The sequence below is a fragment of the Flavobacterium koreense genome (genome assembly GCF_054776075.1).
Map to the genome: position 1 here is coordinate 189888 of NZ_BAAHCF010000042.1, position 17186 is coordinate 207073.

Annotated in this window: 12 protein-coding genes; 5 read left to right on the top strand and 7 right to left on the bottom strand. The window is 33.0% G+C overall.

The features are described 5' to 3' along the window. Positions 1 to 65 precede the first annotated feature (65 nt). Positions 66 to 1436, top strand: a complete 1371-nt coding sequence (locus ACYU7A_RS14345) for a M28 family peptidase (protein ID WP_460577632.1) — start codon at positions 66 to 68, stop codon at positions 1434 to 1436. Continuing rightward, positions 1437 to 1784 carry a DUF1801 domain-containing protein gene (locus ACYU7A_RS14350; RefSeq protein ID WP_460577634.1) on the top strand — a complete coding sequence of 116 codons (348 nt, stop codon included), beginning with the start codon at positions 1437 to 1439 and terminating at the stop codon, positions 1782 to 1784. A gap of 50 nt (positions 1785 to 1834) precedes the next feature. Here the strand turns inward: ACYU7A_RS14350 and ACYU7A_RS14355 are convergent, their stop codons facing one another. The 4 genes from ACYU7A_RS14355 to ACYU7A_RS14370 form a co-directional block, all read right to left on the bottom strand. Then, on the bottom strand, positions 1835 to 9742 hold the full coding sequence (locus tag ACYU7A_RS14355; protein WP_460577635.1) for a fibronectin type III domain-containing protein: 7908 nt from the start codon (positions 9740 to 9742) through the stop codon (positions 1835 to 1837). Between the two features lie 75 nt (positions 9743 to 9817). Continuing rightward, positions 9818 to 10711 (bottom strand): hypothetical protein, encoded by an 894-nt coding sequence (locus ACYU7A_RS14360; protein ID WP_460577636.1) that lies wholly within the window; start codon positions 10709 to 10711, stop codon positions 9818 to 9820. 5 nt (positions 10712 to 10716) lie between these two features. Continuing rightward, on the bottom strand, positions 10717 to 11535 hold the full coding sequence (gene kdsA / locus ACYU7A_RS14365) for a 3-deoxy-8-phosphooctulonate synthase (protein ID WP_460577638.1): 819 nt from the start codon (positions 11533 to 11535) through the stop codon (positions 10717 to 10719). A 100-nt stretch (positions 11536 to 11635) separates the two neighbouring features. Continuing rightward, a complete protein-coding gene (locus tag ACYU7A_RS14370) occupies positions 11636 to 12094 on the bottom strand; it encodes a 2-dehydro-3-deoxyphosphooctonate aldolase (protein WP_460577639.1) in 459 nt (152 codons plus the stop codon). 94 nt (positions 12095 to 12188) lie between these two features. Between ACYU7A_RS14370 and ACYU7A_RS14375 the strand changes: the two genes are divergently transcribed. Then, positions 12189 to 12749, top strand: a complete 561-nt coding sequence (locus ACYU7A_RS14375) for a YeeE/YedE family protein (protein ID WP_460577640.1) — start codon at positions 12189 to 12191, stop codon at positions 12747 to 12749. 6 nt (positions 12750 to 12755) lie between these two features. Further along, positions 12756 to 13169, top strand: coding sequence for a DUF6691 family protein (locus ACYU7A_RS14380; RefSeq protein ID WP_460577642.1), 414 nt, complete (start codon positions 12756 to 12758; stop codon positions 13167 to 13169). Here the strand turns inward: ACYU7A_RS14380 and ACYU7A_RS14385 are convergent. The 3 genes from ACYU7A_RS14385 to ACYU7A_RS14395 form a co-directional block, all read right to left on the bottom strand. Then, entirely contained in the window at positions 13166 to 13441 is a 276-nt protein-coding gene (locus ACYU7A_RS14385) for an ATP-dependent Clp protease adaptor ClpS (RefSeq protein WP_298302138.1), read from the bottom strand. The two genes, ACYU7A_RS14380 and ACYU7A_RS14385, sit on opposite strands and share 4 nt — an antisense overlap. A gap of 39 nt (positions 13442 to 13480) precedes the next feature. Next, entirely contained in the window at positions 13481 to 14320 is an 840-nt protein-coding gene (prmA, locus tag ACYU7A_RS14390; RefSeq protein WP_460577644.1) for a 50S ribosomal protein L11 methyltransferase, read from the bottom strand. An 86-nt stretch (positions 14321 to 14406) separates the two neighbouring features. Continuing rightward, positions 14407 to 14799: a hypothetical protein gene (locus ACYU7A_RS14395; protein ID WP_460577646.1), complete on the bottom strand. Its 393-nt coding sequence runs from the start codon at positions 14797 to 14799 to the stop codon at positions 14407 to 14409. Between the two features lie 170 nt (positions 14800 to 14969). Between ACYU7A_RS14395 and ACYU7A_RS14400 the strand changes: the two genes are divergently transcribed. Further along, positions 14970 to 17114: a TonB-dependent receptor gene (locus ACYU7A_RS14400; RefSeq protein ID WP_460577648.1), complete on the top strand. Its 2145-nt coding sequence runs from the start codon at positions 14970 to 14972 to the stop codon at positions 17112 to 17114. Positions 17115 to 17186: the final 72 nt, after the last annotated feature.

Consider the following 17186-nt stretch of genomic DNA (forward strand, 5'->3'; position numbering starts at 1 on the left):
AAATAAATAAAAATTGTTCAACCAAATGTTTTTTGCTTTATTTTTGAAAAAATATATAAATAGAAATGAAGAAAATAGTTTTTTTGTTGTTAGTAAATTCTACCTTAATGTTGTCTCAAACCAATGATGAAGCAATGTTGAAACAAATTTATAAAGTTGCTTTAACCGAAAGCAAAGCTTATCCATGGTTAGACGATTTGTCAAATAAAATTGGTCATCGTTTATCCGGTTCATCAGGAGCAGCAAAAGCCGTTACTTATACAAAAGAACAAATGGAACTTTTAGGTTTAGATAAAGTTTATCTACAAGAAGTTATGGTTCCACAATGGGTGAGAGGTGAGAAAGAGGTAGCTTATTTACAAGTAGGAAAACAAAAAAAATCTTTTCCAATCTGTGCTTTAGGAATGTCTGTTGCAACTCCCAAAAATGGTTTGTTGGCAAATGTAATTGAAGTTAAAAGTTTGGAAGAGTTAAAAGCTTTAGGAACTGAAAAAGTGAAAGGAAAAATTATATTTTTCAACAGACCAATGAATCCTGAGTTTATTGAAACGTTTCATGCTTATGGAAGTTGTGTTGACCAACGTTCTTCTGGAGCAAGAGAAGCTGGAGAATTGGGAGCAGTTGGAGTAATTGTTCGTTCCATGAATTTGAGATTGGATGATTTTCCTCATACAGGTTCTACAAATTATAAAGATATTGCTAACGATAAAAGAATTCCTGCTGCAGCAATTTCTACAAATGGAGCAGAAGAGTTAAGTAAGTTATTAAAAGAAAACTCAAATGCAAAATTATATTTTAAACAGTCTTGCCAAACATTGGAAGATGTATTGTCCTACAATGTAGTAGGTGAAATAACAGGTTCGGAACATCCAAATAAAGTTATGGTTGTAGGTGGACATTTAGATTCTTGGGACTTAGGTGATGGTTCTCACGATGATGGTGCTGGTTGTGTTCAGAGTATGGCAGTTTTGGAAATATTTAGAAAGTTGAACTACAAACCTAAAAATACAATTAGAGTAGTTTTGTTTATGAATGAAGAGAATGGTGTTAAAGGTGGTTTAAAATATGAAGAATTGTCTAGCAAGAATAAAGAGAATCACATATTCGCTTTAGAGAGTGATTCGGGTGGATTTACACCAAGAGGTTTTTCAATTGAAGCGGATGATTCTAATTTTGATAAAATCACCACTTGGAAGAACTTATTTGAGCCTTATTTAATTCATATTTTTAGAAAAGGACATACTGGAGTTGATATTGGGCCTTTAAAGTCAGAAAAGATTGTAAAAGTAGCTTTGCAACCCGATTCACAACGTTATTTTGACTACCATCATGCAGCAAATGATACTTTTGATGCTGTAAATAAAAGAGAACTAGAATTGGGAGCTGCTTCAATGGCATCGCTTATGTATTTGTTTGATCAATATGGATTGCAATAGATGAAACCTGCTGAGGAATATATCTTAAATCAACCAGAACCTTATCGTTCTATAATTTTTAATCTGCAAATTGTAATTGAAAATCAAATCCCAGATTTAGAATTATTGTACAAATGGAAGATTCCTTTTTATTATTATAGAGGAAAACCTTTTTGTTTTATAAATGTAAGTCATAAAAGAAAGTATGTTGACCTAGGAATTGTAAAAGGTTTTGAAATCAAAAATCATCAAGAACATCTTATTTCAGAAAATAGGAGTATAATGAAATCACTAAGGTATTCTTCACTTGAAGAAATTGATAATAAAATTTTAATAGAAATCATTCAAGAAATTTCGGAATTATATTAAACAAAAAAAGAGACTGAAATTCAGTCTCTTTTTTATTATTAAGGTTTAAATTATTTGATTTCTCTGTTTATGTAAACCCATCCAGATTTAGCTTCAACACCATTACGTTCAATTACATAATAGTAAGTACCATCAGGTAGATCATTTCCAGCATCAGATTGTCCACCCCATTCATTAACATAGTTAGTTTTTGAATACACTTTAGTTCCATATCTATTGTAGATACTTAATACTTTTACATTTAATCCTGTTAAATCGAAAGTATCATTTAATGTATCTCCATTAGGAGAAATACCTCTAGGGATAGAACAAGTTACATCATTAGCAACAAATACTTCAGTGTCTGAACAAGTTCCTGTACCTGTTCCATTTGGAATAGTTACAGTACATGTATAATTTCCTGCTGCATTTGCTGGGACTTGTAAAGTAGGACTATTACTTCCAACAACTCCAGTTGGACCAGTCCAAGCATAATTAGCTAACGAAGTATTAAAACTACCAGATACTTCAAGAATGTAAACAGGTCCTACGCAACCACCTGTTATTGAAAATACTGGTGATGGTGTAATTGTTATCGTAAATGATTCTTGATCTGTACAACTTCCGTTTGCAGCATATACATAAAGAGTCGTTGTTGTTGTAATAACAGTTCCATCATTTACTATTGAACCAGTACCATTTGGACCAGTGTAATAATCTCCAACAGTTGATGTTGGTAAAGTATAACTATTACAAGCAGATACATTACTTATTGGGTTGATTACAGGTGTTGCATTAATAGTTATACTCATTGTTGCATTTGTTGCACAGAAACTTCCATTTGGAGTAAATGTATAAGTAAACGTTCCTGAATTTGCAGTATCAATTACACTTGGACTCCAAGTTCCAGAAATACCATTAGTTGATGTTCCTGAAAGCGATGGTGCAACTGATCCTTGACAAAGAGGTCCGATTTGAGTGAACAAAGGAGTTGTTTGAGGATTAATTGTAATTACCATCGTAGTAGTAGTAGCACAAAGTCCAGCATTTGGTGTAAATGTGTAAGTTGTATTTCCAACTACTGAAGTATTAATTGTAGCAGGACTCCAAGTTCCAGCTATTCCACCATTATTTGATGTTGAAGGAAGTGATGGAGCAGTTCCATTTAAACAAATACTTGCTATCTGAGTAAATGTTGGAACAGTCGGTGCATCAATAGTAACAGATAAAGTTGCTGTAGTTGCACAAATTCCTGCATTTGGTGTAAATGTGTACGTTGTAGTTCCTGGAGTTGTTGTATCAATTACTGTTGGATTCCATGTTCCTGCTATTCCTTCATTTGAAGTAGAAGAAAGAGAAGGAGCAACTCCATTTTGACAAATGTTTGCAATTGAATTAAATGTACTAACAATTTGTGGATCAATAGTAACAGAAAGAGTTGTTGTTAATGCACAAGCTTGACTTGGAATTGCGTCTGGAGTAAATGTATAAGTTACTGAACCAGCAGTTGATGTATCAATTGTTGAAGGACTCCAAGTTCCTGTTATTCCATTTACTGATGTTAATGGTAAACTAGGTGCTGTGCTATTTTGACAAATAGATGCAATACTATTAAATGTTGGTGTAACTTGATTTATGATTGTAACATTCAATGTTGCAGTTGTCGCACAAATTCCTGCATTAGGCGTGAAAGTATAAGTAGTTGTTCCAACTGCTGATGTGTCTACTGTACTCGGAGACCAAGTTCCAGCAATTCCATTATTTGAAGTTGTTGGTAAAGTAGGAGCCGTTCCATTTAAACAAATATCTGGAATTGCAGTAAACGCAGGTGTATCTGGAGTTGTTATTGTAACTACTCCTGAAGTTGGTTGTGATGGACAACTTAAACTAGATATTGAAATTGAATCTAATAAGTTACCAATACTTGGACTTCCTCCAGCGCTTGAAACAGAAACAAAACGTAAAGTATAATTATTTCCTCCTGTAGTAGGAACTACATAATTTACAGTATGTAATACCCAAGCGGTATTATTATCTGTAAAGTTACCAAGACTAACATAAGGTCCTCCAAGAGGTCCTATTTCAACACCAACAACATCATTACCTTGTCTTCCTCTATGAGCAAAAGAAATTGTTAAAGCAGTTCCTGGTAAAACACTAAAATCTTGGAATAGTGTTCCAGGTGTATTTCCATTTAATTCAATCAACTGATTTCCAGAATATGCATTAACACCCTCAAACCCAGGAGGCCAAATTTCTATTATTCCATCTGCAGAAGTAGTATCCCAACAAGGAACTAAATTCTCATCAAATAGGTTAGGGAAAGCTCCAGTTGCTGTTGGACTTTCAAAATCTGTATTACAGAAATTAGTTACTTGATTAATAACAACAGTATAAGTTCCTGCAACTGTTGTATTAAATGATGCAACGTTACCAGGATTAGTAAATGGTGAAGGAACTGTCCATGTGTATGAATAATTTCCAGGTATTGCAGGAGTAGCAGTCACAGTTGCACTTGAACCAGCACAAACAGTTGGATTGTTTACTGTAACAACCAAATTTGGATTTACAATTATTGTTAAAGTTGTAGCTAAGGCACATTGTCCAGTATTTGGTGTAAATGTATATGTTGTAGTAGCTGTATTATCTAATGCTGGAGACCAAGTTCCTGTAATTCCATTATTAGAAGTGGTTGGTAGTGCAGATAATGTATCACCAATACAAATTGGAGCAACAGAAGTAAATGTTGGTACAATTGTAGGAGTATTAACTACAATAGTCATTGTAACTGAACCTGCACAAATTCCAGCATTAGGAGTAAATGTATAGGTAGTAGTTGCAGTATTATTCATTGCCGGTGCCCATGTTCCTACAACGCCATTATTAGATGTTGTTGGTAAATCGGCTAATGGTGCTCCAGGGCAAATAGGCTGTACTTGTGTGAATGTTGGAGTTGTAGAACCTACTCCAATTGTCATCGTAGCTGTAGTAGCACATAATCCTGCAGTAGGAGTAAATGTGTATGTTGTTGTAGCTGTATTATTCATTGCTGGTGACCAAGTTCCTGTAACTCCATTGTTAGAGGTTGTTGGTAAATCAGCTAATACATCTCCAGGACATATAGGAGCAACTTGTGTAAAGGCAGGGACTGTAGCTGGAATAATCACAACTTGAGTAGTTGTTGAAAAAGCTGCACATCCACCTGAAGCTGGTACTGAATAAGTTATTATATAAGTATTTGGTACACTAGCACTCGGTACAAAATTTCCGGTAATAGGATCAATTGATAGTCCAGAAGGAGTTGCACTATAAGTACCACCTACAGTTCCTGTTCTTGTTACTGTTTGTAATGCTGTTATATTATTACAATAAGATGCATTTGAATAGGAAATAGTTGCACTTGCAGGAGCAGTAATAATGATTGTTCTTGTAGTTGTAATAAAAGGAATTGTATTACAAGTACCACCAATAGTTGTAGCTGTTGAACTTGTAACAATATAAGCACCAGGTGTACTTGCAGATAAATCTACAGTTCCAGTTACACTATCAATTACTAAACCAGGAGTTGATGTATAAGTTCCAGCAGAAGCTCCTGGAGCTAATACTGGTGTCGGATCAACACCATCTTGACAATATGTTGTTTGAGGATAGTTAAAAGTATTAATTGGGAAACAAGCAGTTGTTCCACCACCAGAATTTGTTTGAGTAAATGTTACAGTTCCAGCTTGATTAGAGAAGTTAGTAATCATGATTACATAAACTTCACATAATTGAGCATTTGGAATACACATAATTTCTGTAGGAGCTGCAGAATAACTACAAGCATGTAAAGTTCCAGGACAACCATCTGCAGGTGTTGGAGCTGGAATTATTCCAGGAAGTGGATTTTGTGGAACTCCTGTACAAGCAGTTTGTAAATCTGTAAATGGACCCCAAGCAACGTAATCAACGTCTCTTCCTATACCATTGTTATCAACTTGTGATATTAAGTAAGTTAAAGGACCAGCTTGATTTACTTGTAAAAAGAAGAAAGCTGGGTTAGGTGAAGTGAATAAACATCCAATTTGACCTAAACTTGGAACATTTGTTGAGTTTGCATAAGTTACTGTTTGACCTGTACAGAAAGCAGGCGCTTCCGTACAAGGAAGTGTACCAATACATAGATTAAAATTAACTAGTTGTTGATTTGCTGAAGCAGAGTAAACTCTTAAATAATATGTAACACCTGCAGTAAGTCCGTCAGCAGCATTACAATTTAATTGAGTTAATGCACCGCAACTATTTCCGGTAAAGATTGCATAATCTAAATCAGTATTTAAAGGAACAACGTTATTGAAAGAGATGATATGAGTTGCAGCTGTAGCTGTAAATGTATACCATACATCATCATTTGCAACACCTGGAGGACAGTTTACTGCAGGTAATGATTGAGTTGCTCCAATTAATGTACCTGGAGTTGTTTGAACGCAATTAAGATTTTGGTTTACAATAGCAAATGTTGCATTAGTACATTCGTCATTAACAGGTAATGTACCAAATGTTAATGGTTGTGACCAAAGGCTTGAGTCAGTTGGCGAACAAATTGCTCTTACATAGAATGTATAAGCAGTTCCAGGAGGTAAATTAGTTAATGTATATGGGTTAGTTGTTACAATTCCTAAAGATGTAGGAGTTGGAGCAGCAGATCCTGCTGGAACAATAAATATTTCCCATGAAGTTGCTGTTCCTTGTTCAGTCCAACTTAATACAGCTGAAGTTTGTGTAACACTTGTAGCTGTTAAACTAATTGGTTTCGGACAAGTTGGTAAGAAACACTCACCAGTACCATTATATAATGTAGTTCCTTGAGCACCAGTACCTGGAGCTTTGGTATATATTGTAGCCTGTGGAGCTAAAGCTTCTTGGATAGAAACTCCAACTTCATTTGCAAAAGCACCTCCTGCATTCCATTGCAATTGGAAAGCAATTCCATGACAAAGTGGAAACTGAACAGTAACTGGTCCGGTACCATTTGTGAATGTCGCACCAAATGTTCCAACTACAATACCATTTTGAATAACGCTCATTGTATTACCATTCCATCCATCTCCAAAGGTATCTGTCATTGTGAAAGTATACAAACACTGATCAGTAGGAGGACAAATTGTAGTATTAAATGTTCCAGCTAAACTTGGATCACCAGTATTTGTTGGAGAACAAATAGGTCTTACATAAAAATTATAAGCTGTACCTGATGTCAATCCATTAACTGTAAATGGATTTGTTGGCGCTGCTGTCCATAAAGGGTTATTTGGAAGTGGAGCAGGAGAACCGACAGGAAGCACAATTACTTCCCAAGAAGTTTCAGGACCTGTTGTTGTCCATCCTAATGTTGCTGATGTTTGAGATAAATTTGTTGCAACTAAATTAGTTGGAGGTAAACATGATGGTACTAAACAGTTTACAGTACCTGTATATAAAGAAGTATTCTGTGCACCAGTTCCTGGAGCTTTAGTGAAAATTACTTGTGAAAAAGAGTTGGTAATAGATACACCTACTTCATTTGCAAATGCACCACCAGCATTCCAGAATAATTCAACAGGTAGAGCATTACATAATGGTACTTGAACAATAACTGGTCCATTACCATTTGTAAATGTTGCACCAATTGTAGCAATTACGATTCCATTTTGTATTACATTCATTGTATTTCCATTCCAACCATCACCAAAAGTATCGGTCATTGTAAATGTATAATTACATTGGTTTACAGGATCACAAATTGTAGTGTTAAATGTTCTAGGTCCAGCTGGATCACCAATATTTGAAGGAGAACAAAGAGGTCTTACATAAAAATCATAAGCAGTACCAGAAGTAAGTCCGCCAACAGTAAATGGATTAGTTGGAGCTGCAGTCCATAAAGGATTGTTTGGAAGTGGAGCAGGTGAACCAGCAGGAAGTACAATTACTTCCCAAGATGTTTCTGGTCCTGTTGTAGTCCAACCCAATGTAGCTCCTGTTTGTGACATATTAGTTGCCACTAAATTTGTTGGAGGTAAACATGCTGGAGTTAAACAGTTTACAGTTCCAGTATATAATGAGCTATTTTGAGCTCCTGTTCCTGCTGCTTTGGTATAAATAGTTTGATTAAATGAATTGATAATAGTAACTCCTACTTCACCAGCAAAAGCACCACCAGCATTCCAAAACAATTCAAATGGTAATCCATCACACATCGGAACGGTAATGTTTATTGGTCCTCCACCAGCAGTGAAAGTTGGTCCTAAAAGCGCAACTTCAATACCATTTTGTCTAACACTCATAGTATTTCCATTCCATCCGTCACCAAATGAATCTGTTAATCTAAAAGTATAGTTACATTGTTGTGAAACATCACAAATGTTTGTGTTAAATAAGAATGGTCCAGACCAAGCACTAAATGTACCATTACCACAATCAGCTCTAACATAATATTCATAAGCAGTTGCTTGAGTTAGTCCAAGAGCTGAATAACTTGTATTTGTGTTTGTAGTGTTACCAGTTCCTGTTGGAATACCTAAGTTTGGCGTTTGAATTACAACTTCCCAAGAAGTTGCTCCACCTGGATTATCCCAAGTAAGAGTAGCAGAAGTTTGTCCAATATTTGAAGCATTTAAATTTGTAGGTTGTGGACAATTCACTTCTTGAATAACTAAACTATATCCAACAGTTTGTGGAGTAGCGTTGGTTGAAATTACTATAATATATGGTAAACCAGCCGTAACACTTAAACTTGGTATTGATCTTATACCTCCGCCATTATTTGCTACACCAGCTACACAAGTTACTCCAACATTTGCGCATCCTTGATAAACAAAAATACCAGACCAATCGTCATTTGGAGTCATTGTTATACTTATAGTACCAGAAGTTGCTGGAGTATAAGAATAAAACACATCATTACCTGTCATGTAATTTGCTGCAGTTCCAGCGCATGCTGCTGGTTGAGCTGTATCTGTAGAATCACCATAATTTGCAGTATTGTCATTTGTACTATAAGGTAAAGTCGTTATAGCAATTGGCGCTGTACATGTTAAGCCTGGTGGGACGGTACAGAAGTTAAATGGTCCTACCCAGGTACTTGAACCATCAGTACATAAAGATCTTACATAATATACATAACAAGTATTAGGTGATAATCCTGAGGCTACGTATGGTAGTGCTCCATTATAAACAACACCAACACCAGTTTGAGTACCTCCAACAGCAGGGATAACCTCAATTTCCCATGAAGTTGATCCACTTGGGTTTGACCAATTTAAATCTGCTGTAGTTTGAGTGATACCTGTTGCAGATAAATTCGTTGGCTCTAAACATCTTTGAATTAAACTGACTCTATCAATCAACCATCTATCTCCACCTAAACCGGCAGAAGGTTGTGTAAATTTCATTACAAAAGCGATGTAAACTTGTTGGCCTGCATAAGCCGAAAGATCAACTACTTTCTCTTCATATATATTATATGTAGCATTTAAAGTTGTTTCAGTCCATTGAGCTGGAGTTGCTGTATAATTTGCAACTGTAGTTTGTGAACCAGCAGAAACGTTGGTATTAACTTTTATAAGATATTCTGTAGTTGATACTGTTGCAATTGTTGATCTAGTCCAAAAACGTAATTCTCCATTTGCAGGAACAGTTACTAAAGGTGTAGCTAAATAATCTTCTGAAGTATTTCCTTGGCCTATATTTTCACGATCCATATAAGCGGCATTTACACCTTGGTATACATTTGTTGCAACGGTATTTATATTCCATCTTCTTGTAAGACCGACACCATTGTCAAAAACTGCCCATTGATTTCCTGTTGCTCCTGTTCCTAATGTCCATGGTGAAGAAGCTGTTGGAAGAGGAACATCTGGTCCAGTTGTTCCTTCAAAACCTTCAACACCTGGGGTTGGAAATTGGGAATATCCAACAATTGAGAAAAATAATGTCAGAATTAATAAAATAATTTTTTTCATAAAAAATATAAATTGATTGGTTTGTTGTTTAATAGATAATTACCAAAAATATAAAAAAAATATAAAATATTTAATTTAAATTTTGAAAATTCCTCCAAATGCTATAATTCTTTGTAAAAAAAGAAAGTGTTGGCTTGCTTTATCAGTATTTTCATTAGTTGTTTTAATATCATTCATGTCGATGTATCCTGCTTTTAACTCGGTTTGAACGAAAAAGTATTTAAAAAAAGTAAAATTCAATCCAACTTTTGCAGAAATTCCATAACCAGAAACATGAAAATCATCATAACGTTGTTTTCCAAGTACTCTAGAATTTGTTTTTGGATATAACAATCCTAAGCCAATTCCTTCAGTTACATTTAATTGAAATTTATCGGTATTTGCAATTTTAAAAACTTTTGAAACATCATCAACCCTACAAAATTCTGTATTGATATAATTCAAACCATCAGTATGTTCAAATGTTAGAAATGGAGGAGTAGGTGAAGTATCTAATCCTGTGTAATTTTCAAAAAAATTAATAGGAGAGTTATTATACGTGTTATTATATATTGAACCACTTTCACTTGAAGGTAAATTTACATAACCTGAAACATTTGCTATTTGGCGTTGTCTCATAACATATTTCATATGGTCTAATCCTAATGAAATATTGTAATGGTCATTTATGAAGTAACCCATTCTAAAATTAGTCTGAGGAATTGTCATAGCACCTGGATTTATATAATCGACATGCCATCCTTTTGGTTTATCATCTGCAACAGCATCATGAATTGTGAAATCATAATTTTGACCTGTAAAATGAATATCAGATTTTGAATAGCTTTCTCTGTTTCCTCCCCAAAAAAAGTAAAATTTACCTTTATTATGGCTAGTATATTTTTCTGATTCTGTTTTTTCTTGTGCTATTAAAAATTGTGAAAAAATAGCCAACACAATAACTATTTTACCTTTTAAATTAGAAAACATTTATTTTAGAATTGATTTATAGTTTTACGAATTGCTACTAGTTTAGTCATAAGATCTTCAAAGAAATCTAAGTGAAGCATATTGGCTCCATCACTTTTTGCATTTGCTGGATCAAAATGGGTTTCAATAAAAATTCCGTCTACTCCAACTGCTATTCCAGCTTTGGCAACTGTTTCAATCATATCGGGTCTTCCTCCAGTTACTCCAGCAGTTTGATTGGGTTGTTGAAGTGAATGTGTTACATCTAAAACAGTAGTTGCATATTGTTGCATGGTTGGAATACCTCTGTAATCAACAATCATATCTTGGTATCCAAACATAGTACCTCTATCAGTTACCATTACATTTTCGTTATGACAATCCAATACTTTTTGTACGGCATGTTTCATGCTTTCTGGACTCATGAATTGTCCTTTTTTTAAGTTGACCGTTTTTCCAGTTTTTGCAGCAGCTACAACCAAGTCGGTTTGTCTTACCAAGAAAGCTGGAATTTGTAAAACATCTACATATTCTGCAGCCATAGCAGCGTCTTCATTTGTATGAATATCTGTTACAGTTGGAACATGAAAAGTTTCAGAAACTTTACGAAGAATTTTTAATGCTTTTTCATCTCCAATACCAGAAAAGCTATCAATTCTTGAACGATTGGCTTTTTTGAATGAACCTTTAAAGACATAAGGAATTTCTAATTTATCTGTTATTGTAATTAGTTTTTCAGCAATTTTCATAGCCATTTCTTCTCCTTCAATAGCACAAGGACCGGCTAATAAAAAGAAATTACCACTTTCAATATGCTTGATTTGTGGAATATTGTTAATGTTCATATTGTATGATTTTGAAGTGCAAATATAATAAGAAAAAACCTTCTAACTTGTTAATTAGAAGGTTTTCTGTTAGCTTATATGTTCAGAAAAGATAAAGTGTTTAGGATTGATTTTTTATACTAAATCCTTTTGGACAGAGCACTTTTCCTTTCTCATATATATTAATGTAAAGGATTATTTTTTTTTCGGTTCCTTCAAATGAAATTTTATATATATCTAATGTACCTGCTCCAACTGCACTTTTTTTAGTTGGAAATGGACAACAAGTATCTGTTTTTTCATAACTGATTTTTTCCCCATTTGGACCACTTATTGCATTAAAAAAGTACTCTACATTTTTAGGAGAATATTTTTCATTTTCAAAGCCAAGATTTATAGGATAATCCATGTCATATCCATATTTTCCGTCTTTATCATATTCTGTTAGCACAAATTGCTTGTTTTTAATTGGAGGTTTGATAGCAGAATTATCAATATTCTGTATAGTTGATTTAATGCTTCCACAAGAAGATAGTATTAAGATTGAGGTAAATAGGAGAAATACAATTTTGCTTTTCATTTTATCGACAAATTAGGAGTATGATATTTTTATTCAAATTTCACAAATAATAATCAAAAATCAAACCATATAGTTATTTTTGTAAAAAAAAGCGATGGAATTTATTACAAATACTTGGCATTGGTCAATTTCAGGTTTTCTTATAGGATTGGTTATGCTCGCACTTATCTATTTTGGAAAAGTTTTTGGCATGTCATCTAATTTGAGAAGCTTATGTTCAATGACAGGAATTGGTAAAAGGGTCCCATTTTTTGATTGGGATTGGAAATCACAACGTTGGAACTTAGTTGTTGTTGCAGGGACAATGTTAGGAGGATATGTAGCAACACATTTTTTAAGCTCCGATTCTAATGTTGCCATTAATGAAATAACTATTCAAAAATTACAAAACATAGGTATTGAAGCTCCAAATTCAAAGTTATTGCCAGATTCATTGTTTGGAAAAAATGTATTTGAATCTCCAAAAATGATATTATTTCTTTTGATTGGAGGTTTACTTATAGGCTTTGGTTCAAGATATGCTGGCGGATGTACCTCTGGTCATGCAATTTCTGGATTGAGTAATTTTCAATTACCTTCTCTAAAAGCAGTTATCGGTTTTTTTGTTGGAGGACTTATAATGGTCAATTTTATTTTTCCTTTAATTTTTAAATAGTCAATTATGAATTTAATAAAATACTTACTAGTAGGTTTTATCTTTGGGGTTGTTTTAACTAAAGCAGAAGCCGTTTCATGGTATAGAATTTATGAGATGTTTCAATTTGATTCTTTTCATATGTATGGAATCATTATGACAGCTATTGCTACTGGAGTTGTTGGTATACAAGTAATAAAGCGAAAAAAACTAAATGATATTAAAGGACTTCCAATTGAAATTCTTGATAAAGAAAAAGGAACTTTTCGTTATTGGATTGGAGGATTGATTTTTGGATTGGGATGGGCTATGGTTGGAGCATGTCCTGGGCCAATATTTATATTAATTGGCGCAGGTTTTATCTCAGTTGGATTTGTATTAATTGGTGCTTTACTAGGTACTTTCTTTTACGGATTGATAAAAGATAAATTACCCCATTAAATTATTTCGGCACTTAAACCAGCTTCAAGCAATTGAGTGCATTGAGGTTTCAATTCATTGAAAGCTCCAGTTTTTACAGTACATTGTCCTTTGTAATGAACCAATATAGCACATTGTTCAGCTTGTTCTGATGTGTGTTCGCATACTCTAATTAGAGTATCAATTACATGATCAAAAGTATTTACATCATCATTGTAAAGTACTATTTCATTGTTAACTCCAACCAATTCCTGAACGGATACTTCTTCTTGTGTTTTTTCTATCGTACTCATAACTATCTATTCTATTTGAAGATTTAGCAAAAAGTAAATTTAATTATTTTTTAAATATTTTAATGAAACCCAATTGTTTCTTTCAAATTTTTTAACATACGTTAATCCTTTTTCTGTACAAGATGCATCTATAAAAGGAATGTCTTCGTTGTAAAATCCGCTTAAAAGCAGTATACCACTTTTATTTAAACAATCAACATAAGTCTGCATATCGTTTAATAGGATATTTCTGTTAATATTGGCAATTATTAAATCATAACTTTTACCTTTTAATAGTTCAGCATCACCTTCATAAACAGTTATTTCATTGCAATTATTACGTTCAGCATTTTCTATTGAATTTAAATAACACCAATTGTCAATGTCAATCGCATCAATAGGTTTAGCACCTTTCATTTCTGCTAAAATAGCTAAAATAGCTGTTCCACAACCCATGTCAAGTGTTTTTAAACCAGTAACATCTGTTTCCAATAAATGTTGAATCATCATATGAGTAGTTTCATGATGTCCTGTTCCGAAACTCATTTTAGGTTCAATAATTATATCAAATTCAGCTTCTGTTTTTTTATGAAATGGAGCTCTAACATGACATTTTCCATCAACATCAATTGGCTCAAAATTCTTTTCCCATTCTTCATTCCAATTCACTTGATCTATTTCCTCTATAACGTAAGAAATTTTAAATTCATCAGAACCTAAAATGTAAATATCTTCAAGAACATCTTCTGTCCAAAGGTCTTTTTGAATAAATGCACTAAAGCCAGTTTCGGTTTCAATAAAACTTTCAAATGGTTTTTCGCCCAATTCGGCAATTAATATTTCTGATCCTAGTTCTTTGGGTTCAATAGTAAAATGATATCCTAAGTAGATATTTGACATGATATTTTTTTTGCAAATGTAGTAATGAATTTTGGATAGAAATTGTTTTTCAAAAAAAAAACCTAGCACTTGGCTAGGTTAATTATTTATTTTTTTGGTTCATATAACCTAAGCAATCGGTCATATGTCTCATTTAATTTTTGGAAAGACTTCATAATTTCAACATCTGATGCTTTAGTTCTAACTAGTTCTGCAACTAACTTAGTTTGTCTTTTTAAAACTACTATTGTTTCATCAGCTTGAGGATTTCTTAAATCTTGAGGCATAGTGTTAACATCTAATGCTTGAGCTTTTTCAACTAAATATTCACAAGAATTTTTTATTGGTCCAAAATTTCCTTCTCCTGCTGGTTCAAATGTTTTAACTAATAATTCTTGAAAATCATTAAGTTGTGGCCATTTTGAAGCTATTGATTGAGCTGAAACAGTATTAATTGCAAAGAAACATGCAATTGCGAATAAAGATTTTATTAATTTCATTATTGTATGATTTAAATGTTATGCAATAATAATAATTTTTTTTATACAACCGAGTTAAATTTTATAAAATTAAATCTACAATTCATCACTAATTTTCAACATTTCAGTTACTTTTAGTTTTTGTATTCATATAGATGCTGCAACTTTGCTTCATCAAATTACAAACAATCATGAAAACAATTATTACATTTTTAATTTTATTTATTTCATCATTTGGGATTTCTCAAACCAAAATTTCTGGTAAAGTTGTAGATGAAAAAAGCAATCCTATAGCTGGAGCTAATATTTACATTGATGGAACATACGATGGTGCAACTTCAAATGAAATTGGTGAATTTACTTTTAGTACATCTGAAAAAGGCAATAAAATTCTTGTAATTTCATTTCTTACCTATGAAACTTTAAAAACTACAATTGAAATTGAAACCTACCAAAATAAAACTTTCAAACTAAAAGAAAGTATCAACACTTTAGATGAAGTTGTTATTAATGCAGGAACTTTTGAAGCAGGTGACAAAGCTAAAAATACGGTTTTAAAACCTTTAGATATTGTTACAACTGCTGGTTCTAATGGTGATATTGTTTCGGCTTTGCAAACTTTACCAGGAACGCAAACTGTTGGAGAAAGTGGAAGATTGTTCGTTCGTGGTGGTGAAGCTGATGAAACGCAAACTTATGTTGACGGAATTCGTGTGGCACAACCTTTTGGTTCAACAACTCAAAACCTTCCAACTCGCGGACGATTTTCACCTTTTCTTTTTAGTGGAATTTCGTTTTCAACTGGTGGTTATTCTGCCGAATATGGTGAAGCTTTATCAAGTGTTTTATTATTGAACACAACTGATATGGCAACCGAAAATAAAACAGACATTTCATTTATGACTGTAGGTTTAGGAGTTGCAAATACTCAAAAATGGAAAAAAAGTTCGCTTACATTTAATACTGCTTACATTGATTTAGCTCCATATCAAGTGGCGATTCCTCAAAATGTAGATTGGAACAAAGCTTTTCAATCACTTTCGGGAGAAATAGTTTATCGCTATGAATTGGAACGAGGTTTGTTCAAACTTTACACAGCTTTTGACGCATCAAGATTTGATTTGAATCAAGAAAGCATCAATTCTGTTGCTAAAACTAGAGTCGATTTGAAGAATAATAACCTTTATGTAAACGCATCTTATAAAGGAAATTTTGGTTCAAATTGGCAACTTACAACTGGTTTGAGTTATGGTTTAGGAAACAATAAAATAGGTTTGGACAATCAAAGAATAGAGAATACCGAACATGCTTCACATTTGAAATTAAAAATTAAAAAACCAATTTCAGATAGAATCAAATTGTCTTTTGGTGTTGATTATTTCATAACAAAATTTGATGAAGAGTATTCATTTATAACCAATAAAACTGGCTACGATTCTAATATTTTCGCTGGATATACTGAAGCTGATATTTTCTTTTCTAAAAAACTTGCAATGAAAGTTGGTGTGAGAGCTGTAAATAATGATTTATTGAATGAAACTTCCATTTCTCCTCGAACATCATTGGCTTATAAAGTTAGTAAATCAAGTCAGTTTTCTGTTGCTTATGGCGAATTTGAACAAGCTCCAAGGCAAGATTATTTGAAATTCAATTCTGATTTTAAAAACGAAAGAGCATCTCATTATATTTTGAATTATCAATTTAGCAAAGATAAACGTACTTTTAGAAGTGAAATTTACTATAAGGATTATAATGATTTGGTAAAATTTGATACTCAAATAGCACAATACAATTCTAATTTTAATAATAACGGTTTTGGATTTGCAAAAGGATTAGATATTTTCTGGAGAGACAATAAATCAATTAAAAATCTAGAATATTGGGTTTCTTATTCTTACATTGATACTAAAAGAGATTATAGAAATTATGAAGCCGAAGTTACTCCAAGTTTTGTAGCTAAAAACAATTTTTCGATAGTAACTAAATATTGGATAAACGATTGGAAGTCAAGTGTAGGTTTATCTTATAGTTTCAATTCAGGACGACCTTATGATAATCCAAATGAAATGAGTTTTATGAACGGAAAAACTAAAAGTTATAATAATGTTAGTATGAGTTGGGCTTATTTGTTAAGTCAGCAAAAGATATTATTCATTTCAATTAGCAATGTTTTAGGAACTCAAAATGTCTTTGGATATGACTATGCTAACTCACCTGATTCAAATGGCGTTTTTCAAAGAAAGGAAATAATTCCAACAGCAGATAGATTTTTCTTTGTTGGATTCTTTTGGACCATCAGCGATAATAAAAAGGACAATCAATTGGATAATTTATAGTTTACAATTCATCCCAAAAAATCAACATTTCAGTAAGTATAAATTTCACAGCACATACAAACAGAATACTTT